This window comes from Anoxybacillus gonensis (assembly GCF_001187595.1).
In the GTDB taxonomy this organism is placed as follows: Bacteria; Bacillota; Bacilli; order Bacillales; family Anoxybacillaceae; genus Anoxybacillus; species Anoxybacillus gonensis.
This window is the reverse complement of record NZ_CP012152.1, coordinates 490,026-514,269: the sequence shown is the minus strand read 5'-3', so window position 1 is coordinate 514,269 and position 24,244 is coordinate 490,026. Positions and strand designations below refer to the sequence as shown.

28 protein-coding genes are annotated in these 24,244 nt (G+C 42.0%); 7 read left to right on the top strand and 21 right to left on the bottom strand.

The window, feature by feature from the left end:
* Window positions 1-2 precede the first annotated feature (2 nt).
* The 3 genes from AFK25_RS02920 to AFK25_RS02910 form a co-directional block, all read right to left on the bottom strand.
* Window positions 3-305, bottom strand: coding sequence for a DUF4212 domain-containing protein (locus AFK25_RS02920; RefSeq protein ID WP_019417043.1), 303 nt, complete (start codon window positions 303-305; stop codon window positions 3-5).
* Complete coding sequence (locus AFK25_RS02915; RefSeq protein WP_009361982.1) at window positions 292-495, bottom strand: hypothetical protein; 204 nt, start codon at window positions 493-495, stop codon at window positions 292-294. The genes AFK25_RS02920 and AFK25_RS02915 overlap by 14 nt, the downstream gene beginning before the upstream one ends.
* A 189-nt stretch (window positions 496-684) precedes the next feature.
* Window positions 685-1,419: an MBL fold metallo-hydrolase gene (locus AFK25_RS02910; RefSeq protein ID WP_019417044.1), complete on the bottom strand. Its 735-nt coding sequence runs from the start codon at window positions 1,417-1,419 to the stop codon at window positions 685-687.
* A gap of 154 nt (window positions 1,420-1,573) precedes the next feature.
* Here AFK25_RS02910 and yhfH point away from each other — a divergent pair, with 154 nt between their 5' ends.
* Window positions 1,574-1,705, top strand: coding sequence for a protein YhfH (gene yhfH, locus AFK25_RS14720; protein ID WP_009361984.1), 132 nt, complete (start codon window positions 1,574-1,576; stop codon window positions 1,703-1,705).
* A gap of 28 nt (window positions 1,706-1,733) precedes the next feature.
* Here yhfH and AFK25_RS02905 read toward each other — a convergent pair whose 3' ends face one another.
* The 10 genes from AFK25_RS02905 to hemE all read right to left on the bottom strand — a co-directional run bounded on the left by AFK25_RS02905 (window position 1,734) and on the right by hemE (window position 14,625).
* Window positions 1,734-3,443: a glycoside hydrolase family 13 protein gene (locus tag AFK25_RS02905; protein ID WP_035064769.1), complete on the bottom strand. Its 1,710-nt coding sequence runs from the start codon at window positions 3,441-3,443 to the stop codon at window positions 1,734-1,736.
* A gap of 19 nt (window positions 3,444-3,462) precedes the next feature.
* Window positions 3,463-4,290 (bottom strand): carbohydrate ABC transporter permease, encoded by an 828-nt coding sequence (locus AFK25_RS02900; RefSeq protein ID WP_003395595.1) that lies wholly within the window; start codon window positions 4,288-4,290, stop codon window positions 3,463-3,465.
* Window positions 4,291-4,301: 11 nt separating this feature from the next.
* Complete coding sequence (locus AFK25_RS02895) at window positions 4,302-5,597, bottom strand: ABC transporter permease subunit (RefSeq protein ID WP_019417045.1); 1,296 nt, start codon at window positions 5,595-5,597, stop codon at window positions 4,302-4,304.
* A 69-nt stretch (window positions 5,598-5,666) separates the two neighbouring features.
* Window positions 5,667-6,974, bottom strand: a complete 1,308-nt coding sequence (locus tag AFK25_RS02890; RefSeq protein ID WP_009361987.1) for an ABC transporter substrate-binding protein — start codon at window positions 6,972-6,974, stop codon at window positions 5,667-5,669.
* Between the two features lie 34 nt (window positions 6,975-7,008).
* On the bottom strand, window positions 7,009-8,028 hold the full coding sequence (locus tag AFK25_RS02885; protein WP_019417046.1) for a LacI family DNA-binding transcriptional regulator: 1,020 nt from the start codon (window positions 8,026-8,028) through the stop codon (window positions 7,009-7,011).
* A 137-nt stretch (window positions 8,029-8,165) separates the two neighbouring features.
* A complete protein-coding gene (locus AFK25_RS02880; RefSeq protein WP_035065179.1) occupies window positions 8,166-10,454 on the bottom strand; it encodes a YhgE/Pip domain-containing protein in 2,289 nt (762 codons plus the stop codon).
* Between the two features lie 78 nt (window positions 10,455-10,532).
* Window positions 10,533-11,105 carry a TetR/AcrR family transcriptional regulator gene (locus tag AFK25_RS02875; RefSeq protein ID WP_035064766.1) on the bottom strand — a complete coding sequence of 191 codons (573 nt, stop codon included), beginning with the start codon at window positions 11,103-11,105 and terminating at the stop codon, window positions 10,533-10,535.
* A gap of 100 nt (window positions 11,106-11,205) precedes the next feature.
* Complete coding sequence (hemY, locus tag AFK25_RS02870) at window positions 11,206-12,624, bottom strand: protoporphyrinogen oxidase (protein WP_035064763.1); 1,419 nt, start codon at window positions 12,622-12,624, stop codon at window positions 11,206-11,208.
* Complete coding sequence (gene hemH, locus AFK25_RS02865; protein ID WP_009361992.1) at window positions 12,621-13,568, bottom strand: ferrochelatase; 948 nt, start codon at window positions 13,566-13,568, stop codon at window positions 12,621-12,623. The genes hemY and hemH overlap by 4 nt, the downstream gene beginning before the upstream one ends.
* A 7-nt stretch (window positions 13,569-13,575) precedes the next feature.
* Entirely contained in the window at window positions 13,576-14,625 is a 1,050-nt protein-coding gene (gene hemE / locus AFK25_RS02860; RefSeq protein ID WP_128713010.1) for a uroporphyrinogen decarboxylase, read from the bottom strand.
* Between the two features lie 180 nt (window positions 14,626-14,805).
* Here hemE and AFK25_RS02855 point away from each other — a divergent pair, with 180 nt between their 5' ends.
* Window positions 14,806-15,312 (top strand): antibiotic biosynthesis monooxygenase family protein, encoded by a 507-nt coding sequence (locus AFK25_RS02855; RefSeq protein WP_009361994.1) that lies wholly within the window; start codon window positions 14,806-14,808, stop codon window positions 15,310-15,312.
* A gap of 14 nt (window positions 15,313-15,326) precedes the next feature.
* Here the strand turns inward: AFK25_RS02855 and AFK25_RS02850 are convergent, their stop codons facing one another.
* The gene (locus AFK25_RS02850; RefSeq protein WP_035064757.1) at window positions 15,327-15,695 is read right to left on the bottom strand and encodes a rhodanese-like domain-containing protein; all 369 of its coding nucleotides are present in this window, start codon (window positions 15,693-15,695) and stop codon (window positions 15,327-15,329) included.
* 96 nt (window positions 15,696-15,791) lie between these two features.
* Between AFK25_RS02850 and AFK25_RS02845 the strand changes: the two genes are divergently transcribed.
* The gene (locus tag AFK25_RS02845; RefSeq protein ID WP_009361996.1) at window positions 15,792-16,982 is read left to right on the top strand and encodes a M20 family metallopeptidase; all 1,191 of its coding nucleotides are present in this window, start codon (window positions 15,792-15,794) and stop codon (window positions 16,980-16,982) included.
* On the opposite strand, the gene AFK25_RS02840 is transcribed toward AFK25_RS02845, so the two are convergent.
* Together AFK25_RS02840 and AFK25_RS02835 are read right to left on the bottom strand one after the other, a co-directional pair.
* Window positions 16,979-18,163: an ABC transporter permease gene (locus AFK25_RS02840; protein WP_035064754.1), complete on the bottom strand. Its 1,185-nt coding sequence runs from the start codon at window positions 18,161-18,163 to the stop codon at window positions 16,979-16,981. The two genes, AFK25_RS02845 and AFK25_RS02840, sit on opposite strands and share 4 nt — an antisense overlap.
* Entirely contained in the window at window positions 18,156-18,899 is a 744-nt protein-coding gene (locus tag AFK25_RS02835) for an ABC transporter ATP-binding protein (RefSeq protein ID WP_009361998.1), read from the bottom strand. The genes AFK25_RS02840 and AFK25_RS02835 overlap by 8 nt, the downstream gene beginning before the upstream one ends.
* Before the next feature lie 405 nt (window positions 18,900-19,304).
* Here AFK25_RS02835 and AFK25_RS02830 point away from each other — a divergent pair, with 405 nt between their 5' ends.
* A complete protein-coding gene (locus AFK25_RS02830) occupies window positions 19,305-19,724 on the top strand; it encodes an HIT family protein (protein WP_035064751.1) in 420 nt (139 codons plus the stop codon).
* A gap of 44 nt (window positions 19,725-19,768) precedes the next feature.
* Here AFK25_RS02830 and AFK25_RS02825 read toward each other — a convergent pair whose 3' ends face one another.
* Window positions 19,769-20,602, bottom strand: a complete 834-nt coding sequence (locus AFK25_RS02825) for a peptidylprolyl isomerase (RefSeq protein ID WP_035064749.1) — start codon at window positions 20,600-20,602, stop codon at window positions 19,769-19,771.
* A 165-nt stretch (window positions 20,603-20,767) separates the two neighbouring features.
* On the opposite strand from AFK25_RS02825, the gene AFK25_RS02820 reads away from it, so the two are divergent.
* A complete protein-coding gene (locus AFK25_RS02820; RefSeq protein ID WP_009362001.1) occupies window positions 20,768-20,860 on the top strand; it encodes a YjcZ family sporulation protein in 93 nt (30 codons plus the stop codon).
* A gap of 35 nt (window positions 20,861-20,895) precedes the next feature.
* Here the strand turns inward: AFK25_RS02820 and AFK25_RS02815 are convergent, their stop codons facing one another.
* On the bottom strand, window positions 20,896-21,075 hold the full coding sequence (locus tag AFK25_RS02815; RefSeq protein WP_009362002.1) for a hypothetical protein: 180 nt from the start codon (window positions 21,073-21,075) through the stop codon (window positions 20,896-20,898).
* Window positions 21,076-21,214: 139 nt separating this feature from the next.
* Here AFK25_RS02815 and AFK25_RS02810 point away from each other — a divergent pair, with 139 nt between their 5' ends.
* On the top strand, window positions 21,215-21,556 hold the full coding sequence (locus tag AFK25_RS02810) for a YhaI family protein (RefSeq protein WP_009362003.1): 342 nt from the start codon (window positions 21,215-21,217) through the stop codon (window positions 21,554-21,556).
* Here AFK25_RS02810 and AFK25_RS02805 read toward each other — a convergent pair.
* Window positions 21,536-22,135, bottom strand: a complete 600-nt coding sequence (locus AFK25_RS02805; RefSeq protein WP_009362004.1) for an HTH-type transcriptional regulator Hpr — start codon at window positions 22,133-22,135, stop codon at window positions 21,536-21,538. The two genes, AFK25_RS02810 and AFK25_RS02805, sit on opposite strands and share 21 nt — an antisense overlap.
* 134 nt (window positions 22,136-22,269) lie before the next feature.
* Here AFK25_RS02805 and yhzF point away from each other — a divergent pair, with 134 nt between their 5' ends.
* Entirely contained in the window at window positions 22,270-22,455 is a 186-nt protein-coding gene (gene yhzF / locus AFK25_RS02800; protein ID WP_009362005.1) for a membrane protein YhzF, read from the top strand.
* 46 nt (window positions 22,456-22,501) lie between these two features.
* On the opposite strand, the gene AFK25_RS02795 is transcribed toward yhzF, so the two are convergent.
* Both AFK25_RS02795 and serC read right to left on the bottom strand, forming a co-directional pair.
* Window positions 22,502-23,023, bottom strand: a complete 522-nt coding sequence (locus AFK25_RS02795; RefSeq protein ID WP_009362006.1) for a tryptophan transporter — start codon at window positions 23,021-23,023, stop codon at window positions 22,502-22,504.
* Between the two features lie 98 nt (window positions 23,024-23,121).
* Entirely contained in the window at window positions 23,122-24,198 is a 1,077-nt protein-coding gene (gene serC / locus AFK25_RS02790) for a 3-phosphoserine/phosphohydroxythreonine transaminase (protein ID WP_035064746.1), read from the bottom strand.
* Window positions 24,199-24,244 lie beyond the last annotated feature (46 nt).

Here is a 24,244-nt window from a genome sequence, read left to right as displayed (position 1 = left end):
TCTTAATGATCAAGCGCTTTGCCTGCGCTTAATTGTTCGTTTTTCTCTTCGCTAATGCCGTACTTTTTATCAATGTTGTCGCTTACTTTTGCGTTAATAAACAACAACACGATAAACGTTACAATCGCCCCTTGCGCCCCCATAAAATAATGGAACGGGAAGCCGTTGAACGTCATATTTTTAAACGACTCCGCAAACATGACGACGCCAAATGAAACAATAAACCAAATAATCAAGAAAATAACAATTAATCGCACACGCTCACGGAAATATGAATCCGCCACTTTTTTATCAATTTGTTTCAAACAAACACACCCCCAAGTTAAAAATAAATTTGACCGTTTCTAAAAATGGTGCCGGGAACGTTATGACTTCAAATAAAAAGTAAGCGAAGACTGACAAGAATGGAATGAGTAAAAAGAAAGGCTTTTGCTTGCGAAAAGCAACGTATAAACTTACGACTGTAATCGCTAAGATGAGGTAAAACGCAACCAAACAAATACCCCCTTTATCTTGTAAGCGTTATCATTTTCTTTTAGCCCCCACCTCCTAGTATGTGTTACTAAATTTTAAGAAAATTCTAACACAACCATATTATCTCTACTTTTCAATGGATCGTCAAGCATCTGTTCAAAAAATTTTCAAAATTTTTATTCTGTATTATAACAAAAGGGCAGCGATTCGCTACCCTTCCCATGTCCATCTTGTTTTCGCTAATTGCACATCGCCATGGAAAATCATTTTTGCTTCGTCGACAAGTTGTTCGACGTTGCCGAAATGAGGTAAGTGCGTAAGCAGCAACGTTTCAACGCCTGCATCGCGAGCGATCGTTGCCGCTTCTTCACTCGTCATATGTCCAGCTTGTTTTGCTTGTTGCCCTGCGTAAAAATTGCATTCGCAAATGAGTAAATTCGCCTGTTTAGAAAAAGGAACGAACTGCGATAAATAACTTGAATCGGCTGTGTACACGACCGTTTTTTCTCCTGCGGTGATTCGCATCGCATAACAAATGGCTGGATGTTCCGTTTCCATAAACGAAATCGTAAATGGACCGATATGAAGCGTCTCATTCGGATCGTACGCCACCGCTTTTGTCACCCCTTTATGAGCGAGGCGTGCAAATCCATCTCGATCGAGCGAATGGCCATAAATCGGCAACTCCGGCAAATCGACGCCTAAATTTTTCTTAATCAGTCGGGCATATTGAAGCGGGCCGATATCTGCCACGTGATCGTGATGATAATGCGATACGATGACCGCATCAATTTGTTCAATGTCAAGGACGTTTTGCAGCTGCGCTAACGCTCCGCTTCCGCAGTCGACTAACAGACGAAACCCATCATGTTCGAACAAATAACACGATGTCGCTTCATTTTTTTTCGGAAATGCTCCCCAATAACCGATCACTGTCACTTTCATATGTATTCACCCTTCCTATTGAAATTGTGTACACCTACACAATACCAAATTTTCATCTCCATTTCACATATACAAATGTTATAAAACAACTATTGACAAATGTGTATCTGTTATAATACAATGAGATTAACAAAAACGAAGGGGATGGGGAACTATGCTAGAAAAAATGTCTGAATTTTATAAAAAGTTACCTCCGAAAACATGTTGCGAGTGCGGGAAAGAAATGGAAGAGCAACATGAATGTTATGGCAATGTTTGCGTTCATTGCTTAAACGTTTCTTGCTAAAGTAAAAAGCAGCCAGCGTGGCTGCTTTTTACTTTAACTTATATACACGTGCTTCATACGGTTTTAGCACAATTGTTTCAATCGGTTCCTTTTCGTCAACTGCATAGTTGCTAATGAGCAGCTGTTTTTCCGTAAACGTCACGTGTGATGGCAATGTAAATGTCGGCTGGTCGCTACTAAAGTTTGTTACCACGAGCAGCTGTTCATCGTTGAACTTGCGCAAATATGCGTAAATTTGTTCATCATCTTCAAGCAATAACTCGTATGATCCGTACACGATAATCGGATGTTCTTTTCGAAGACGAATCAGCTTTTTGTAATAATGGAATACCGAGTTCTCATCTTTTAACGCTTGTTCAACGTTAATGTCGCGATAATTCGGATTGACATGAATCCACGGCGTGCCTGTCGTAAATCCAGCATGTTCTGTGGCATCCCATTGCATCGGCGTACGTGCATTGTCACGACCACGATAATGAATCGCTTTTAATATTTGATCTGGGTCGTATCCTTTGTTCACAACGACATCGTTCCATAAATTTATTGTTTCAACGTCGCGATAATATTCGATGGACGGAAACGCAACATTTGTCATGCCAATTTCTTGTCCTTGATAAATGTATGGCGTCCCTTGCATCATATGCAGCCATGTCGCCAACATTTTTGCACTTTCGACCCGATACGTTTTATCATCGCCAAAACGAGATACGGAACGTGGTTGATCATGATTCTCTAAATAAAGCGAATTCCATCCTTTTCCGTGCAGCTCCACTTGCCACTTGCTCATAATTTTTTTCAAATCTGTCAGTTTCCACGGTTGAATATCCCACTTCCCAAGATGACTTCCCGGCTTCGAATCGACGTCCATATGCTCAAATTGAAATAGCATATTCATGACACCGTCTTGCTCATTTGTAAATTGAATCGCATCTTCCGTCGTCACCATCGGCGTTTCTCCGACCGTCATAATGTCGTATTTACTTAACACTTTTTCTTTCATTTCACGCAAATAGTCCATTAACTTCGGTCCATTAACAAAATATTGTCCGCCCCATTGATAACGGTCATTCGGATTCGTCACCGGCGCATCTGGTAAACCTTCCACTTTTGACAACAAGTTAATGACGTCCATGCGAAATCCGTCAATGCCGCGATCTAGCCACCATGTCATCATGTTAAAAATTTCTTCGCGCACCTTTTCGTTTTCCCAGTTTAAATCCGGCTGTTTTTTCGAAAATAAATGTAAATAATATTCCCCTGTCGCCTCATCGTATTGCCATGCGGAGCCGCTAAAAAATGATTGCCAATTGTTCGGTTCTTTTCCGTCTTTCCCCGGACGCCAAATGTAATAATCACGGTACGGATTATCTTTTGATTTGCGCGATTCAATAAACCAATGATGTTCATCGGACGTATGGTTCACAACTAAATCCATCACTAACTTCATACCACGCGCATGCATTTCACGAAGCAGTTCGTCCCAATCAGATAGCGTCCCAAATTCGTCCATAATGTCTTGATAGTCGCTAATATCATAGCCGTTATCGTCGTTTGGCGACTGATAAACAGGCGACAACCAAACGACATCCACACCGAGCTCTTGTAAATAATCTAGCTTTTCAATAATCCCGCGCAAATCCCCGATCCCATCCCCGTTTGAATCTTTAAAACTGCGCGGATAAATTTGATACACGACCGCTTCTTTCCACCATTGTTTCGTTTTTGGAATCGATTCCATTCCCTTTTTCCCCTCTCCATTATTCTTTCACTGAACCAGACGTTAAACCAGAAACAATACGACGTTGGAACAATAATACCATAATGACGAGCGGAATGGTCACTATGACCGTTGCTGCTGAAATTTCGCCCCATGGAATGGTATATTGCCCTTGGAACATCGCAATACCGACTGGCACCGTTTTATAGTTTTCTGCTGTGTTAATCGTCAACGCAAATAAAAATTCGTTCCATGCCGCAATAAAAACGAGAATGGATGTCGTAAAAATGCCTGGTACAGCGAGCGGTAAAATCACTTTAAAATACGTTTGAAGCGGTGTTGCTCCATCCATTTTTGCGGCTTCTTCTAAATCAAACGGAATTTTACGGAAAAACGTCACTAATAGCCAAATAGAAAGCGGCAACGCAAACGTCGTGTACGGAATAATTAATCCTAAATAACTATTCGTCAACTCAAACTTTTTTACAAACATGTAGATCGGCGAAATAGTCGCAATTTGCGGGAACATCGATACCGATAACACGATCCCTAAAATGATCGACTTTCCTTTAAAATCTAGGCGCGCAATCGCATACGCGGCAAACGCTGCTACAAATACGGTGTACACAGTCGTAATCGTCGCAATGACTGTGCTGTTCCATAAATATTTTAAAAACGGATAATTGACAAAAACAGAGACGTAACTTTTTAACGTCGGATGGCTCGTAAACCAGTTAAACGCTTCTTCACCAAACAATTCGCTTAACGGCTTAATCGAACTTAATAAAATCCATAAAAATGGGAACATCACTAAAAAAACGAAAACAAATAAAAACACATAAAACAATGGACCGGCTTTCTTTTGCATCGTTGCACCTCCTATTTTCGATCAGAAATGAGGTCAGCACCTAAAAATTTAATGTAAATCGTCGAAATGATCGCTACGCAAATGAAAACGATCACCGCTAACGCTGAACCGCCACCGAAGTTTGTTTGCGAGAACATGACTTTATACGCTAAAATCGAAATCGTTTCTGTCGAGTTTGCTGGTCCGCCGCCTGTTAATACGAAAATTAAGTCAAATACACGGAACGCATCAAGCGTACGGAACAAGAGCGCAACGAGAATGCTTGATTTTAAAAGCGGTAACGTAATTTTGACGAACTGTTGCCACTTTGTCGCTCCGTCAATCGATGCTGCTTCATATAAGGAGCTCGGAATCGTTTGCAATCCGGCAAGCAACAATAATGCCATGTATGGCGTTGTTTTCCATACGTCAGAAAAAATGACGGCAAACATCGCTCCCGCACCTGTCGTTAATAGTTCACTCATATTGTTGATGATACCAATATCCGCAAAATATTTGGCGACAATCCCGTTTTGTCCGTCATATAAAAACTTCCACATTAATGCGGACACTGCCGTCGGAATTGCCCACGGAATTAAAATCGTTGCCCGAACAAGTCCGCGACCGAAAAACGCTTTATTAATAAGCAATGCAATCGCTAAACCGAGCACTAATTCAATCGAAACAGAAATGACAGTAAACACCGTTGTATTCCAAAGCGCTTTCCATAAACGAGCATCGCTTAAATAGTTTTTATAATGAGCGAGACCGACAAAGTTCGGTTCAATGACCGCTCCGCTTAGCCCGTTGGCAAGCCCTGTTAATTTGTCCCCTTGCTTCAACTGTCCGTTTTCGTTTAACGTTTTTAACGTTTGTTTCGTTTCGCTAATCGTTTTTGTTAAATGTTGTGCCGCTTGTTCATCAATAGAAACGATTTTCATCTCTTCGCTTGGCACTTCAAAATTGTTTAAAATTTCATCTATTTGCTCATATCGTTTTGCTACTTCTTCATCCGCACGAATTTCTTCATCTACTTGTTGCAGCTTTTGTTGCAGTGAGGTAAGCTGCTCTTTTTCATCGCCTGTCGCTTGCGCCATTTCTTGTTTTAATGTGCTCATTAAAAACGGATAACTTTCTAAATATCGTTCTAAGTTTAAGCTGTAGTCAAGATGGAGAGCTGATTTTGCTGGGTTGTTCAAACGATAGTCAAATAAGCTAAAATAAAATGACTGAATAACCGGCCAAATGGCGACGGCTAAAATGAGCAAGAGCGATGGAGCGACAAGAATATACGCTAAACGGCGCTCCGATTTTTTTTCGTTTTTCACTCGTTGTTCCCCCTTTATGCAAAGGATTTAGCCTTCAGCGCTCATATGAGGCTGAAGGCTAACGTGTAACTACTGCATAACTGCTTTAATTTCTTTTTCCATATTCGCTACTGCTTCTTCTACTGTAATTTGTCCTGCAATGGCTTTTGATACGTTAATTTGAATAATTTCAGATACTTCTGGATAGTTTGGTACAACTGGACGTGGTACCGCTGCATTTAATCCGTCAACAAATCCTTGTTCTGCAAAGAATGGGTTCGCTTTTAACACTTCTTCGTCTTTAAATAGTTCTGGAAGCGTTGGTGCTAAACCGCCGTAAATCGCAGAAATTTTTTGACCTTCTGGACCAGTCATAAACTTCACGAACTCCCAAGCTGCTTCTTTATTTTTCGAATATGCGTTAATGGCTGTCATCCATCCGCCTAGTGCCGCAGCTGAACCTTTATCACCAGCAGGCAGTGGCGCAACGCCAACTTTATCAACGATTTTTGATTGCTCTGGATCGTTTGCTAATGCGTATTGGTATGGCCAGTTGCGAATAAATGGCGATTGACCTTCAATAAACGCTGTATGAGATTCTGGCTCTGTAAATGTTGTAATGTTGCTTGGCACAACGTCAGACGTTGCAATTTCAACCATTTTCTTTAATCCTTTAATTGTTTCAGGGCTGTTGACGACAACGTTGTTGTTTTCGTCGACGATTTTTCCACCGTATGCCGCAATAAATTCAATCGCGTTACATACTAATCCTTCGTATTGTTTCGCTTGCATTAAGTATCCGAATTGTGTGCCGCCTTTTCCTTTAAACTCGCGAGCAGCTGCTAACAATTCATCCCATGTTTTTGGCACTTTATCTTCTGGAACAATGTCTTTACGATAGAATAATAGTCCTGTGTCAATAAATTTTGGCATCGCCCATTGCTTTCCATCGAAATTTCCAGCTGCAAGCGCACCTTGGTTGTATGCACTTAAATCAATGCCGTCTTTTTCGATGAAACGATCGAGCGGAAGAACATAACCAGCTTGCGCAAACTCTGCTGGCCAAATCACGTCTAAGTCCATGACGTCAATTTCCGATGATTTGGCGTTTAACATCGTCACGTATGCATCGTGCTGCGCTCCTGTATCAGAAGGCATTTCACGAAACTCGACGTCAATGTTTGGATATTTTGCTTCAAACGCTTTTACGATTTCTTCTGTCGCTTTTGTTGCATCTTTCCCGCGAGCATACACGATTTTTACAACTTCTTCAGATTTTTTGGCATCGTCTTTTTTATCCGTTGTTTCCTTCTTGTCTGTGTCTTGACCGCCAGAGCAAGCTGTCAAACCGAGCGTAAGCGCTAACAATGCAGAAGAAAATTTTGTTGCTTTCTTCATGAAAAAATCCCCCTTATTTTTAATGAAATGTATGTCAAGCTTCACTTTGGTGAAGCTCGCTACCAACTGTCGATGCGCGAACAACCAGTTGAAGTGGAAATTCGTAAATTTCTTGCGTGTCATATTTTTTCGTCTGAATTTTTTCTACGATAATATCGACTGCTTTTTGCGCCATTTGTTTCACAGGTTGATGCACCGTCGTAATTGTCGGATTCGTTAGCTCTGTAATCGCTTGATTATCAAAACCGACGACCGCTAAATCTTTAGGGATGCGATAGCCGCACGCCAATGCTTCTGATATAATGCCAGCCGCTACTTCATCGCTTCCGGTAAATACGGCAGTCGGCCGATTGGAAAGCGCCATCATTTGTCGAAATACGCGCTTCCCGTCAGCAATGTGAAACGCATCGCGAAAAGCGTATCGTTCATCAAATGTAAGCTTATATTCCGCTAACGCTTTTTTAAAACCAATTTCACGCGATTTGGCTACATTGCTTCGATAGCCACCAGAACAATACGCGATTTTCGTATGACCTTGTTCAAGCAAATGTTTCGTCGCTATGTATCCCCCGTACACTTGATCGAGCCGAACGGTTGGAACGTTTGCACAATCATCAAACTCGTTGCAAAGAACGATCGGCCCATACTGTAAAAAAGGCTTCAGCTGTTTCCACTCATTTTGGATAGAAGCTAAAATGACTCCGTCTACTTGCTTTGTCTTTAATAAATTCATATAGTTTAATTCTTTTTCCGGCGAATAGCGCGTTTGACAAATAATAAGCTGATAGCCATGTTCCGCTGCTGCTATTTCGGTCGCTTCGACAAGTTCGCTAAAAAACGGATTTGTAATACGCGGAATAAATAATGCTAAAATGCTCGTTTTTTGATTCCGCAAACTTCTCGCCGAAGAATTAGGCACATATCCTAGCTTCTCCATCGCTTCAAGCACGAGCTTTCGTTTCTCTTCTGACACGTACGGGTGATTGTTTATGACGCGCGAAATGGTCGTCCGTGAAAGCCCCGTTAGCTTGGCGACATCTTCAATCGTCGCCATCCTCCCATTCCCCCTTATTTCAATCGAAAAGAAACGAATGAAATCGTTTTCATATTCATATTATACTCACATCACCTTGTATATGCAAGTTAATTTTTTAAAAATTTTTTTCATTACAAAAAAGCTTCTGAAGCGTCTTACGCCTCAGAAGCTTGTTCAACGATCGTTGTAAATTGTCGACGATGTTGAATAGTAAAATACGTCATTGTTCCAGCCATCATGACAACGATAAACATAAGCAATTTACCGACATTTTCCCACATAAATGAGAAATCTCCGCTTGAAATGACCGCTTTTAATCCGAAAACGGAATATGTCATTGGAAGCCATGCGTTAAATAGTTGTAATGAGCGTGGAATTAACTCAAGCGGGAACGTTCCAGCGCTTGTTGTTAATTGTAAAATTAATACAACAATACCGATAAATCGTCCAGGATCCCCAAAAACGGTAACGAGAAATTGAATAACAGATAAAAAGGCAATGCTTGTCACAATGCTAAAGATGATAAATAAAGGAACGCTTTTTACATGCAAATCGAGCCCGAGAAGCAATACGCTATCGGCAAGAAGTGCTTGCAAAACACCGACGATCATGAGTACACCAAATTTCGCAAAAAACCAGCTAAATGGCGAACGTGGCACTTCGGCTGGCTCGCGAAGTGGAAAGACGATTGAAAGTAAAAGAGCCCCAACAAACAATCCTAACGATAAGAAATATGGCGTAAACCCTGTTCCGTAGTTTGGCACTTCATTCATTTTTTCATTTTTTACTTTCACCGGTTCAGCAAACATGTTGTATACATCTTCATTTGCCTTCACATCGCTTGCTTTTTCGGCACCTTCTTTTAGTTTATTTGCTAGTTCTTTCGAGCCATCTGCCAATTGATTCATGCCATCTTGCAATTTCCCTGTTCCGCTCGTTAATTCATTCATTCCGCTTGCCAATTGTTGCGAACCATCTGCCAATCGATGTGCACCATTTTGAAGTTGATCAGCACCGTCCGCAAGAACTTGCAATCCAGAGGCGAGCGTTTTGCCGCCATAAGCAAGCTTTGCTGTTCCTTGCTCCGCTTCTTTCATTTTTTCATACAACGTATTCATGCCTAAAACAAGCTTTTCTTGTCCGTTCGCTAACGCATTTGTACCATTTGCCAACTGTTGTTGTCCGGCAAGCAACTCGTTTACGCCGCGATCGAGAGCGATATGTCCTTCATGTAACTGCTTCGCCCCATAACTTAACGATGTTGCCCCTGTTTGCAACGCTTTGGCACCGTCGTTTAACTGGGCCATTCCGCTTTCCACTTGTTTGTTTCCTAATGATAGTTGCACAATATTTTGTTTTAATTGCTCATATACCGCTTTTTGCGCTGGATCTGACGTTTGCGCGATAAGGGCATCAAGTTGGACAGCTAACTGCTCTAATCCGCTTGTCACTTGCGCGGCACCTGTTTGTACTTGCGTAGCTCCTTGTTGCCACTCGGCAAGCGATGTCGCTAGCTTTTCTGCTCCCCCGCTCAATTGCTCCGAACCTTGCAACAGTTGCGGCATGCGTTCATCGAGTGTTTTCATTCCTTCAAGGACACGATTCGCTCCTGAAGCAAGTGTTTCCGTCCCTTCTTTTGCTTGCTGCGCTCCAGCAACCAACTGTCCTTGCCCATCCATCATGCGCTTCATTCCGTCATGAAGCGTTTGGACGCCTGTTTGCACTTGCATTGAACCGTCAGCCGCTTGATGCAATCCGTCGGTAAATGCGATTGATTTTTCCGCAAGTGTCGCTAAATGGCGATACAATTCGTTCGAGCCATCTTGCGCTTTGTTCATGCCATCATATAGTTTATCCGTTCCTTCTTTTGCATCAACGAGTCCATCATGCAACTTTTCTGCCCCGTCGCTCGCTTTTGTTAACCCATCTGCCAACGTTTTTACGCTCTCTAACATGTTTTCTGCGTACGTTTCAGTTAATGTTTTTGCTACTTCCGTTTTTATTTTTTCAACCGCCGTTGCGCCAATTTGGGCAGATAAAAAGTTAAATCCTTCATTTGGCTTGTAAATGAGTTGCAGTTTTTTCGGGTGATCATCTTGTAACGTCGTAGCATGTTGTGAAAAATGTTCAGGAATTTCAATGAGCATATAATATCGTTGTTCTTTTAACCCTTTTTCCCCTTCTTGTTCATTTACAAAATGCCAATCAAACTGCTTCTTTTCTTTTAACTTATCGACAAGATCGTCACCAATATGGAGCTCTTTTCCTTCAAACGTTGCTCCTTTGTCTTTGTTTACAACAGCGACAGGTAAATCATCTAAATGATCGTACGGATCCCAAAACGCCCATAAAAACATGCCGCTATATAAAAGCGGAATAAACAACACAGCGATAATCGGAATGAGCACTTTCCGATTGGACGTGACCGCTTTTATTTCTTTCATCAACAATTTGCTCAACCCCCTTTTTTAAAACATTGACCAATTTGTTCATTTAGTCATTCCTTGCAAAAAAGAGAAGGATCATCTCGGAGATAATCCTTTTAACAAATATAAATCAAACAGCTCGGCAATTTTTTGTTGGGACAATGGCTCATGCTCTTTTTCCCATTCGACGTTTAAAGCGATATACATTTTAAACATTAAAAACGCCGTTAATTCCACATCGCACGAACGAATTTCCCCTTTTGCCATCGCCTCTTCAATTTTTTCGCGAATGTAAGCGATCATTTCACGATCAAGTCGCTTCATGACGTCTCGCACAGCTGGCGTGCCAATATCACGAACTTCTTGTAAAAGCTTTATCGTCAGTTCGTGCTCTTTGCGAAACGTAAAAATACGCTGCAAAGCACGTTGTACGTTTTCGTTAAACGATAAGCGTGGATCAATCGCTGCATCCGCCTCACACTTAATTTCAGAAATGATGGAAGAAACGATCTCTTCAAGCAGCTCTTCTTTGCTTTTAAAAAACGTATAAATCGTTCCTTTTCCAACGTTCGCCATTTTCGCTACTTGGTCCATCGTCGTCGCTTTATATCCAAAAAGCGAAAACGACTTCGCTGCCGCTTCAATAATTTGTTTTCTTTTTTCCGACATAGGCGTTCATCCTTTGTTTTGACTAAATGAACATTTTGGTCATTTCGTTTTATATCGTAACATAAACAACATACAGTTGCAACAAAAAAGGTGCCTTATTTTAAGAAGACACCTTTTCCTTCGTGTAACATAAATAGTGCAACACTTTTTTTACCGCTTCTTCCCCTTGATCAATACAATCCGGAAGTCCGAGACCTTCATATGAACTTCCCGCTAAAAAGATGCCCGGAAGATGTTGTTGCATATTTTGTTTGACGCGCTCGATTCGCTCGCGATGACCGACAGTATATTGCGGCATCGATTGTTTCCAACGCGTTACGATCGAAAACATCGGTTTCATCGTTATGTTCATCACTTTATTTAAATCGTCCATCACCACTTGGACAATATCATCATCTGTTTGTTCAACGATCGCTTCATCTCCAGGGCGCCCGACATAACAACGCAACAACACGTAGCCTTCTGGTGTCGTATGCGGCCATTTTTTATGCGTCCACGTACATGCTGTAATCGTATAGTCGCTATCTCGTGAAACGACAAATCCTGTTCCGTTCATATCTTTTGCTACCGCCTCTTTCGGAAAGGCTAATGCGACCGTTGCGACAGATGTAGATGGCATCGTTTCAAAAGAAGAAAACATCGGTTCGTTCGGAAAAAGCGATGTTAACGATTGATGTGGAACCGCAACGATGACGCTATCCGCTTCTTTTTTCTCTCCGTTGCTTAACGTTAACACATATCGGTCATCTATCTTTTCAATGAGATCAACACGTACCCCTTTATGCACGGTTCCTTTTTCGAGCTTTTGCTCTATGGCATCAACGAGCGATGACAACCCTGTTTTTAACGTTTGGAAAATGCCTTTGTCGCTTTTTTGTTTCGTTTTTTGCTTTGGCATCGATCGTTTCATCCCTAGCACAAGACTTCCGTGCTTTTGCTCTAAATGGAAATATTGAGGGAATGTCGCCATTAAGCTTAACTGATCGATATCCCCCGCATAAATGCCCGATAGTAAAGGCTCGATTAACCGATCGACAACTTCATTGCCGAGACGGCGACGGAAAAACTGACCGAGCGATACATCTCCTTCTGTTTTCAACGGCGGCAAAACAAAGTCAGCAGCGGCACGAAGCTTGCCAAACGGAGAAAAAAGACGCGTCACGACAAACGGGGCAAGCTTTGTCGGGATCCCCATCACCGCTCCGCCCGGAATCGGATGTAGCGTTCGATTCACTAAAATGTACGATTGACCGGCCGTGTTATGCACAAGTTCTTTTTCAAGCCCGACTTCGTGAATAAGACGTGAAGCGCTCATTTTTCGTGCTAAAAAAGAGTCTGGACCGCGTTCAATAACAAACCCGTCGCGATACACCGTTTGCACTTTTCCTCCAAGTCGATGGCTCGCTTCAATTAATTCACACGAAATCGGCAGCTGATTTTCTCGCGCTTCTTTTTGCAAGTAATACGCAGCTGTCAATCCCGTCATTCCACCGCCAATAATGACGACTTTCTTTTTCATAATGACTCGCCTTCTTTACGTAAATGGTTTAAAACAACGGTTGCAAGGGCGTCAATAAACTGTGGATGCGCATTTGGCATCGGTGGACGATAGTAACTTACCCCTAATTCGTCCGTTACTTGCTTACATTCAATGTCGTTATCGTATAATACTTCTAAATGATCTGCGACAAACCCCGCTGGAACATACACAAACGCTTCGTATTTCTTTTCTTCGTATAATTGTCGTGTTAAATCTTGCACATCAGGGCCTAACCACGGCTCTGGCGTATTCCCTGCACTTTGCCATCCGATCACATACTCGGAAACACCTGCTTCTTTCGCAATCAAATCTGCTGTTTCTTGTAGCTGTTTCGGATACGGATCTCCCATAGCAATAATTTTTTCAGGCAAGCTATGCGCTGACACAATTAATACAGCTTTGTTTCGTTCTTGCTCAGACATCGTTGCATACGTTTCTTTTACTCGATCTGCCCAATATTGAATAAATTTTGGCTCAGTATACCAACTTTCCACACACGTCAATGTCGGTCCACCTAAACGAGCCGCTTCTTCTTTCGCTCGCCCGTTGTACGATTTGACGCTAAATGTTGAAAAATGTGGGGCTAATACGATCGAAACCGCTTCTGTCACACCGTCTTCATACATTTGCCGAACGGCATCTTCAACGAACGGTTCAATATGCTTCAACCCTAAGTATACGCGAAATTCAACGTCATCTTGCACTTCATTTAGCCGTTCAGCAAGCTTTTCCGCCTGTTCCTTCGTAATGGCCGCAAGCGGAGAAATCCCCCCGATCGCTTCATATCGCTCACGAAGATCGGCCAACATTTCTTCCGACGGTTTGCGACCGTGACGAATATGTGTATAATATCGCTCTAAATCCTCCTCTTTGTATGGCGTACCATACGCCATGACAAGCAGTCCCATGACTTTTTTTGACATCGTTCATTCATCCTTTTCTTTTTGCTGAATATTCATGGATAAACGCCGTAAGCCGTTTTAACGTCTCCGGCTGAATTTGTGGGAAAATGCCATGCCCTAAGTTAAATACGTACCCACCTTCATGTGCCATTCCTTCATCTAAAATTTGTTTCACGCGCGCTTCAATCACTTCCCATGGCGCAAGCAACACGGCTGGATCTAAGTTGCCTTGGAGCGCTTTTGTTAGTCCCATGTCTTTCGCTTCACGAATTGGTAAACGCCAATCTAAACCGACGACGTCAAGCGGCAAGTCATGCCATTCTTTCGCTAAATGACTTGCACCGACACCGAACATAATAAGCGGCACATTTTCGTCGCGAAGTGCTGTAAAAATACGCTCCATCGTCGGTTTAATAAATTGACGATAATCGGCAACGTTCACCGCTCCGACCCATGAATCGAAAATTTGAATCGCGCTTGCTCCTGCGCGAATTTGCGCTTTGACGTAACGAATCGTCATATCCGCTAGTTTATCCATCAGTGCAAACCATGCTTTCGGTTCTGCATACATAAACGCTTTCGTTTTATTATAGTTTTTCGACGGCCCACCTTCAATCATGTAGCTCGCTAATGTAAACGGCGCACCGGCAAAACCAATTAATGGCACAGTCAGTTGCTCTTTCGTTAATATTCGAATCGTTTCAAGCACGTACGGTACATCACTTTCTGGGTCGATTTCACCGAGGCGTTCGACATCGGCAAGAGAGCGAATTGGATTCGCAATGACCGGTCCAATTCCCGCTTTAATATCAACGTCAACCCCGATGGCTGGAAGCGGTGACATAATATCTTTGTAAAGAATCGCCGCATCGACGTTATATTGTTCGACAGGCAAACGTGTCACGTACGCACATAGCTCTGGTTGATGAGTAATTTCAAAAAGGGAATACTTTTCCTTTAAAGCCCGATATTCTGGTTGTGAACGTCCTGCTTGTCTCATGTACCAAACTGGAACGTATTCCGTCGCTTCTCCGCGACAAGCGCGTAAAAATGTATCGTTTTTAATCATCATGTCCATCCTTTCACATTATGTAATCGCTTATATTATAGTGTAGCGAAATAACTGATTTGTTTCCACTAACACAACTATACCGATTTTTTCACCGTCTGGGTAGTAATAATACGCAACGTTCATGAAATCGCCAAGAAGAAAAGAAAGTGATAAAATACGAGTAGTGGATGAAAGGAGAGGATGTTCGTGTACGTATTTATAACAAATGGTACGATCGATTATTTACAACGATTGCGCAATCAATATCCGAGCGAGCAAATGTTGCTCGTATGCGATGGAGAAAACGGAATGCTCATTCATGAGACGGAAGGAAAAAGCGTCTTTCATGAGCCGCGTCCGTATGAAGTACTTGATGCTGTCGGATCATTCGGAGGGACGTTTGTTGTGTGTAATAACATTCCTGTCACCGATGAAGGAAGACCGCTATTTGAACATCGGTTTCAACAGCGGGCGCGCTTAATTGAACAAGAACCAGGATTTATCGCCATTCGCGTCTTACGTCCGTTAAAAAGCGATACATACGTCATTATGACGATGTGGGAAAACGAAAGTGCCTTTCGCCGTTGGCAACAATCAAAAGCGTATGAAAAAGCGCATCAAAAACGTGGCACAGAAGAAGGAATTGATCAACAACGCTCCATTTTCCCGCGTCCATCCTATGTGACAACATATACAGTCGTAAAAGAAGGCTGACATCTCGTCAGCCTTTAGTCGTTCCAAGCGTTCATGCCGCCACGCACATTGACGACGCGCTTAAAACCATTTTTCACTAATATTTTCGCTGCTTGATTGCTGCGCATGCCGCTTTGGCAAATAACAATCGTTTCTTTCTCGCGATCGAGCTCATGTAGTTGATCAGCCAACTGATGAAGCGGGATATTTTTAAATTGACGAATGTTGCGCGCACGATATTCCGCAGGTGTGCGTACATCAATAAATTGGCGGTCTTTCGTTTGTTTTAATTTTTCTTTTAACTCATCTGGTGTAATATGCTCCACACCTTTTGTCGGCAACATTTTTGCCGCAACAAAATAAATAAGCAAAATGATGAGAACGACATTAATCCATGTACCCATATATGTTCCTCCTAAATACGTATATGGGTATATTACATTGTTTTCGAACGTTTGTCAACGATGGTATAATGGAAAAAAACAGAAAGGATCGTGCGTATGAAAACGTTGTTATTTCATAAACTTCACGAATATTATGACGACATGGTGGCGATTCGTCGCCATTTCCATCAACATCCTGAGCTATCGTTTCAAGAGTATAAAACAGCCGCGTATATTGCCAATTATTATAAACAACTCGGCATTCCTGTTCGAACAAATGTCGGAGGAAATGGAGTAGTCGCCACCATCCACGGCCAACAAGGCGGAAAAACAGTAGCACTTCGGGCGGACTTCGATGCTCTCCCGATTCAAGATGAAAAAGATGTCCCTTACAAATCGACCGTTCCGGGTGTCATGCACGCATGTGGACATGATGGACATACGGCCACGTTGCTTGTGCTTGCTAAGGCGCTTTATGAATTGCGCGAGCATTGGAGCGGCACGATCGTGTGCATTCATCAGCACGCAGAAGAATACGCACCAGGCGGAGCAAAAGCGATGATTGAAGACGGTTGTTTAGAAGGAGTAGACGCCATTTTTGGCACACATTTATGGGCAACAGAGCCAACAGGTGTCATTCAATATCGTACAGGGCCGATCATGGCAGCTGCAGACCGGTTCCAAATTGTTATTCAAGGCTCTGGCGGTCACGGCGCAGAACCTCACAAAACGAAAGATGCGATCGTTACTGCATCACAGCTTGTCCTGCATTTGCAGCAAATCGTCAGCCGACGCGTCGATCCGCTTGAACCTGCTGTTGTTTCGATCGGCTCTTTCGTTTCCGACAACGCATTTAACGTGATTGCTGACCGCGCGACATTAGTCGGGACAGTGCGCACATTTTCTGAACAAGTGCGCAATGACATTGAAAGAGAAATTGAACAAATTGTCAAAGGGACTTGCATCGCCAACGGTTGTACGTACGAATACACGTATATGCGCGGCTATCCGCCCGTTGTAAACCATGAAGACGAAACGAAATTTCTCGTCGCTACCGCTCGTGAAATAGAAGACGTAACCAATGTCGTTGAAATTCAGCCACATATGGGCGGGGAAGATTTCGCTTACTATTTACAACATGTAAAAGGAACGTTTTTCTTTACAGGCGCAAAAGCGGAAACAACAACGATCGCCTATCCGCACCATCATCCGAAATTTGATTTCGATGAACGAGCCATGCTTATTGCAGCAAAAACGCTTGGTCTTACAGCAATCAATTATATGAAAAAAAACGAGAAGCCGTTTTAAACTGCTTCTCGTTTCTTTCCGACATAAAATACCACCGCAACATAACAAATAAAAACAACAAAAAACGTCCATAGCATAACAAAAACGCTGTGAGCGATATATGCAACCATCGCAAAAATAAGCGCCTGGCTCCCCCCAATAACAAGTAGTACGCGCATAAACGACCGACGCGCCTCATGAGGCGACAACGGATAAAGAAACAACAGGGAGTGACCTCGGTGATACGAACGAATCGAAAGCAGTTGAAGCGCTGTGGCATAAGCACACAAAAGAGCAAACCACTCTACACCGCGAGGCAACGTAAAAATAAAGATGCTACCGATCGCTGTTAAGCGAACGAACAAACCGAAATAGTCGCCTGCGCGGAAAAAGGTGCGTACGTACAAATACGTATACGGTCGCATATGTGAACGATCGAGTAAACGGAAAAAGAAACGAAGCCACGTTCGTTTTTTGACTGTATGTTTGATGTATGGAACATCGACAAACGCATGTGCAAGCCGATAAAATGCTTGCATTCGCTTTCGCTCATCTGCAAGCAGCTGTTCCCATTGCACTCCGTTTTTTCTCCCTTTTAAGTTCACATGTCGCGCGATGATGACCATGAACAATAAAGGGACAAGCATCCATACATATTGTTTCAATAATAAAAAATAAAATAACGTCACGTTCACAAAAAAGCGAACGAATGTGTGAAAGCGATCTCGCCCGATTCGTGCCTCCTCTTGCCATTGAACGAATGTATTCCACCCCGTTAATAACACAATCGCTATCGCGACAACTGAAAATGGCTGAACAGAAAACTTCACATGAAGAGGCAAAAGAACGACGAAGACAGCGAGCGAAACGGACAAGTGAAGAAAAAAACTATATCCCACTGCGCGCCAAAAATAAGGGCGAAGCCGTCTTTCCACCGGAAGAAGAAACACCGCATCCGCCTCTTTGACGAACGTCCGCACCCCGCCTTGCGTCACCGCAAAAGCGAGCAGAAGCGCCGCAACGATCGCGTAAGGAAACGACGTCAGTTCATCGACTGCCCGCTTATAAAATACCGCACCCGCCCCGATACTAATAAGTAAGACGAGCAATAAATGATCATTAAACATATATCGACCGTATCGTCTCACTTCCGCCATATGAGCGGCCATTCGCTGTTTCCATAACTGTTTTCCATCAATCATCGTTCGTCTCTTCCTTTGTTAATTCGATGTATATATCATCTAACGTCGCATGAGGCATATGTAGCTGTTCTTGAAGCATCGGCAATGATCCGATTGCTTTTATTTGTCCGTTATGTAAAATGACAAACGAATCACAATACCGCTCTGCTGTCGCTAAAATGTGCGTTGACATAAGAATGCCTGCCCCTTCTTTTTTTCTCTCCTCAATAAGCTGAAGCAACGCTTGAATGGCGAGCGGATCTAATCCAACAAACGGTTCATCAATGATATAAAGAGGGACGTCTACTAAAAAAGCGCACATAATCATCACTTTTTGTTTCATCCCTTTTGAAAAAAACGCAGGGAACGCATTCAATTTTTTCTCAAGCCGAAACGCCTTCAACAATGTTGACACGCGCTGTTCATACGCTTCATCCGATACGCCATAAGCCATAGCAGTGAGGCGTAAATGTTCTTCTAACGTTAATTCTTCGTATAAAGCAGGCATTTCGGGAATGTATGTAAATTGCGCCCGATATTGTTCTGGGTCGTCTTGAAACGTTATGTCGTTGATCGTAATCGTCCCTTTACGTGGTTGCATGAAGCCGATAATATGTTTAATCGTCGTGCTTTTTCCTGCCCCATTTAACCCGATTAACGCAACGACTTCCCCTTTTTGTACAGTAAACGATACGTCATCTAAAATGTTTTGTTTCGTATAGCCCCCGAATATGTGTTGAACTTGTAATAGCGCCATCGTCGCTTTCCTTTCTTCATATCATTATTTTTTATTTTAACAAATGAATAACGAAAAGAAAAACGGGTTATGATAAGTAGCGAAGAGGGACAAACAAGTAGCAAGTCGCAGTGAGCAACAAAGCAAGTTCAAGAACACGATGAAATGAGGTGTCTACGGGCCGCACATAAGCTAGCCTGTAACAACGAAAGCACTCCCTTAAAAAGGGGATGGTCATCTTGAACAACGTCGTACTCACAAACGCGTAACGGACTCTACTCGTAAATGAGGTGTTCCCAAAAGACACGTAATCATGAAGCTCCCTCTTCAATGGGCAGGATGCGAGGCGCATCCTGCTCTTTCCGTTTTCGAAACGACAATCGTGTGGTAAAATAAAGACAAAATGGAAAGAAAGGTGGCGTTATGATGAGCGACTGTATTTTTTGTAAAATTATAAACCGAGACATTCCTGCCGCAAAAGTATTTGAAAACGAGCATGTCATCGCCTTTTTAGACATTAGCCAAGTGACGAAAGGACATACGCTCGTCGTCCCGAAAGTACATAAAGAAAATATTTATGAATTAACTTCAGACATCGCCCAACGTGTATTTGAGGTCGTTCCGACAATCGCCAATGCGATTCGTGAACAGTTTTCCCCAGAAGGCATCAATATTTTAAGCAACAACGGAGAAATTGCGGGACAAACCGTTTTCCATTATCATATGCATATTATTCCGCGATACGGTAAAGGGGATGGATTCGGGGCTGTGTGGAAATCACATCAAAGCGACTACACGTTTGATGAGTTACAACATATCGCTTCGCAAATAAAACAAGGTTTATAAAAAGAAGGTGTCCTTCGTGGGCACCTTCTTTCGTTCCAAACGTTTTATTCGCTTTTTAATGCGTCTTTTAACGATTTGTCTTTAATGTCGACATTCGCTTCTTTCATAAGCTTATCAAGTTTCGATTGCACTTTCGATGCATCGAGTTTGCTCTTTTTCACTTCGTATTCCATTTCTTCTTTCATTTCATCAAACGACTTTTTCTCTTCTTTATCTGTCACTTTAATGATATGGTAGCCAAATTGCGTTTTCACTGGGTCGCTTACTTCACCGACTTTTAACGCATAAGCTGCTTTTTCAAATTCTTCAACCATTTTTCCAGGTCCAAACCAACCTAAATCGCCGCCATTTTGAGCAGAACCGGTATCTTTCGAATATTCTTTTGCTAATTTCGCAAAATCCTCGCCTTTTTCTAATTTCGCTTTAATTTCTTTTGCTGTTTTTTCATCGTCCACTAAAATGTGGCTCGCTTTCACTTTCGGCTTATATTCATTATAATATTTTTTCAATTCTTCATCGGACACTTTTATATCTTCCATCGCAGCTTTTTGTCGCAACAAATCAAGTTTTACCATGTTGCGAATCGCTTCTTCTCCGTTTTGTTGCACCGCTAAATCATATTGAACGCCATACATCTCTTTTAAATTTTCGATTTCCTTATCGATTTCTTTATCTGTTACTTTAAATTTTTTGCTTAAAACTTTCTCATGTACAAGATCGCGCAACACATCTTTCCCGAAACGCTCTTTCATTTCGTTATATAGCTCGTCTTTTGTAATGTTGCCTGCCTTCGTTTCGACGACAACGTCTGATCCGTTATTACAAGCCGAAAGCGCAAGCATTGCCGCTGCCGACATTGCAACTGTCCATTTTTTCATTTCCTCACAACTCCTATCTATAAATGTACACAAAACATACTATACCATATTTTTTCCGAAAGCTAAAATAAAGCACGTATGCGCCCATACCATTTCACCTCTATTGACATACAATACATTGTCAAAGCGTCGCAACGCCTTCATATACGAAAGGAGGTGTCGTCTATGGGTGCAGGAGTAGGATATGCAAACGGATTTGCGTTAATCGTTGTGTTGTTTATTTTATTAATTATCGTTGGTGCAGCTTGGTTATACTAAACGAACGAAAGCTGACAGGGACACTGTCAGCTTTTTTACGCAAATAATACTTCGATGTAGGAAGAAATAAGTAAAATCGTAATAAGGACGTTAATTGTGCGAAACACTTTCGGCTGTTTTTCTTCTGGAATTTCTTTTTGAATACAAAGTGAATTCGTGAGCTGATTGATCATGAAAAGTATAATTGTCGCAAGGGGTATAAAATAAAGCGCCAAAACATTCCCCTCCTAGTTTTATGTATTTACTCCCCTACTTTACAACGATTTTTTTGATAAATCAATAATGGACATTTCATTTATGCAACAATTCCTGTAAAATATAATACACATAAGCACTCAAAAGGAGTTTCGAAAGATGAGCATCGAACAACGCATTGAAAAACTTGAATATTATTGTTCGCTCATGTTGGACATGATCGTACCAGAAACGAAGCCATTTTATGCGCTCGTCATTCGGTATGGCTTAACAAAAGAAGAAGTTGAACATACGTTGCGCCTTTGCGAACAATTAAGTGAACAATATAAACAACAAAAAGAGGAAGGATTCGTCATTTTCACCTCGCTTTTTCATGAATTTGCGGGTGCGCTTCATCCGAACCTTCCACTTGCTGAGACGATCGACGCGTTAAAAAAACAACAATTATTCGTTCCACTTATGACAGAGTTTCAACGTTTATTACATACGCTCAACGAATGAAGCTACTTCTTCTTTTTGCTCATCTTTCTTTTTTAACTTTCCATTTTCTTCAACAAACTCTTGGTCGATGTTTTGAAAGGAACGTTCAAAAATTTCCATAAAATCGTCGCCGTACACATTTCGAATCATACACATCATTTCTAACATTTCTGGAAATTTACCATACAATTCGTACAGCGGCTGAATCCCTTGAAGAACAGACGTCCGTTTCGGATCATACGACTCCATTAATTTTAATAAAATCTCTTCCCCTTTGTCCGTCAACTCAATGTACGTATTTCGCTTATCGTCTTCTTTTTTCGAAAACGACAATAGCCCGCGCTCCTCTAATTTTTTCGAAAAGTTAAATGCCGTCGATACGTGCATGACACCAAACTTTGCGATTTCAGAAATCGATGCTCCTTTTAAATGGTATGCAATCCATAAAATATGATGCTCGTTAATGTTTAAGTCAAATGGTTTAATCCATTGTTGCCAATCTTTTTCGATTGATTTCCACAACGCTTTACTTAATTGGGCCACCCTTTGACTAAATAACATCGCCTCTTTAACAGAATAATGTCGTTCCGTGCTTTTCATCTCTCCACCCACTTTTTCGTATTTCTTTCTTTTTATCTTTTATTATGCCAGTAAAACAATAAATAATAAAGTATTAAATATTAGAATTTTTTAATAAATTGAAATATAGAATTTTCGAACTAGGAGGAACAAACATGGTCATCGCGACGGCGACGCTTGGGTTCATCTTTTTGTATTTGACGATTGCCACGTTTTCTATGTTGAATAAAGCGCGCATGTATCCCCCGAAAAAAGTATTAAAGCAACGCATGAGTGTATTTGGAAGCCTTGCTCTCTTTTTTATCGCCATTACCTTTTTACTTTTACGCATGCAGCAGTAACAACGATATAAGGAAAACCCGACCATAAACGATCGGGTTCTTTTTATTATTGTTGCGGAACGGTATATGTTCGTCTCATCAGCGATTGTACGATCGGATAAATGACGACCATCGCAATCGTATTGACAAACGCTGTTGGAATGACGACAGCAACGAACAATCCGCCAAACGTTGCTCCTCCTGGCAAACCGACAACCGCTAAAGCAACGGCCAAGAACGTCGCACCAGAAATAAACGTGCCAATCGCAGTAAGCAATGCCGCTTTTACTGGCGTCACTTTCGTCTTAAACAGCATTAACAATCCAAAACAGAGTGTAGCCGTCACAATTTTATCAACGACGTTCGGGATAAATCCCCCAGGGAAGCTTGTCGTCACCCCAGAAATGATCCCTGTTGCAATCGCTAATAAACTAACGGCTGTTTTGTTCGGGAAGAGCATCATGCCTAAAAACATCATCGTCAACATCATATCTGGCTTCATCCCAAAGAAAAATCCCGGAATGACTGCGTGCAACACCGCACCGATCCCAACAAAAAGCGATAATAATACTAACGTTCTCGTATTCATTTCTCATCTCTCCTCATCTCATTCTTTTCTCTTCTCAGCTTGTAAACAAGTTTAACAATATTATAGCACTTTAAAGTGTCGACGTAAAATAAAAATTTTCAAAAAATATTTTTTCGGAACGTTTCCATAAATTGCACTAACGCTTCACATGCTTCGATGTCAACCGCATTATAAATAGATGCGCGACATCCACCGACAGAGCGATGACCTGCTAATCCAATGAACCCTTTTTCTTTTGCTTCCGCTAAAAACTTCTTTGTGAGCTCCTCATTCGGCAACGTAAACGTTACATTCATATGCGAACGGCTTTCTTTTTTTGCATGCCCTTTGTAAAATCCTTCACTTTCATCAATACAACGGTATAATATCGCGGCTTTTTCCGCATTTTTCTTTTCGATCGCTTGCACGCCACCTTGTTCCTCTACCCATTCGAGCACGAGCGATAACATATAAATCGCAAACGTCGGTGGCGTGTTATATAACGAACGGCTTTCGCTATAAGTCCGATAGTTTAACATCGTCGGCAAACGGTCATCCCCTTTCGCCAACAAATCTTTCCGAATAATGACTACCGTCACGCCTGAAGGTCCTAAATTTTTTTGCGCTCCTGCATAAATGAGCGCAAAACGGCTCACATCTATATCGCGGCTTAAAATATCGCTCGACATATCAGCAATTAAATCAACAGACACGTTCGGAAATTCACGCCATTGTGTTCCTACAATCGTATTGTTCGACGTAATGTGCAAATACGCTGGACGCTCGGACAGCTCAATATTCGTCGGAATGTACGTATATTGTTCCTCCTTCGACGAAGCTGCTACGTGCGTTGCTCCTACTTTTTTTGCCTCTTTCATCGCTTTATCCGACCATGAGTCCGTTAACACATAGTTGCCGACTTCCCCTTCTTTCAATAAATTCATCGGCACCATAGAAAACTGTAAACTTGCTCCTCCTTGTAAAAAAAGCACATCATGCGTATCAGGAATGTTCATCAGCTTGCGCAACAACGTTTCTGCGCGCTCATGCACCGCATCATATTCTTTGCTTCGATGGCTCAGTTCCATGACTGACATGCCTGTTTGTCGAAAGTTGAGCAATTCTTTTTGCGCTCGCTCTAACACAGCTAGCGGCAAAGCTGACGGTCCTGCATTAAAATTGTACGCTCGCTTCATGCTTTTCTCCCCCTCATGTCATGTAATAATATATATCCTAACATGA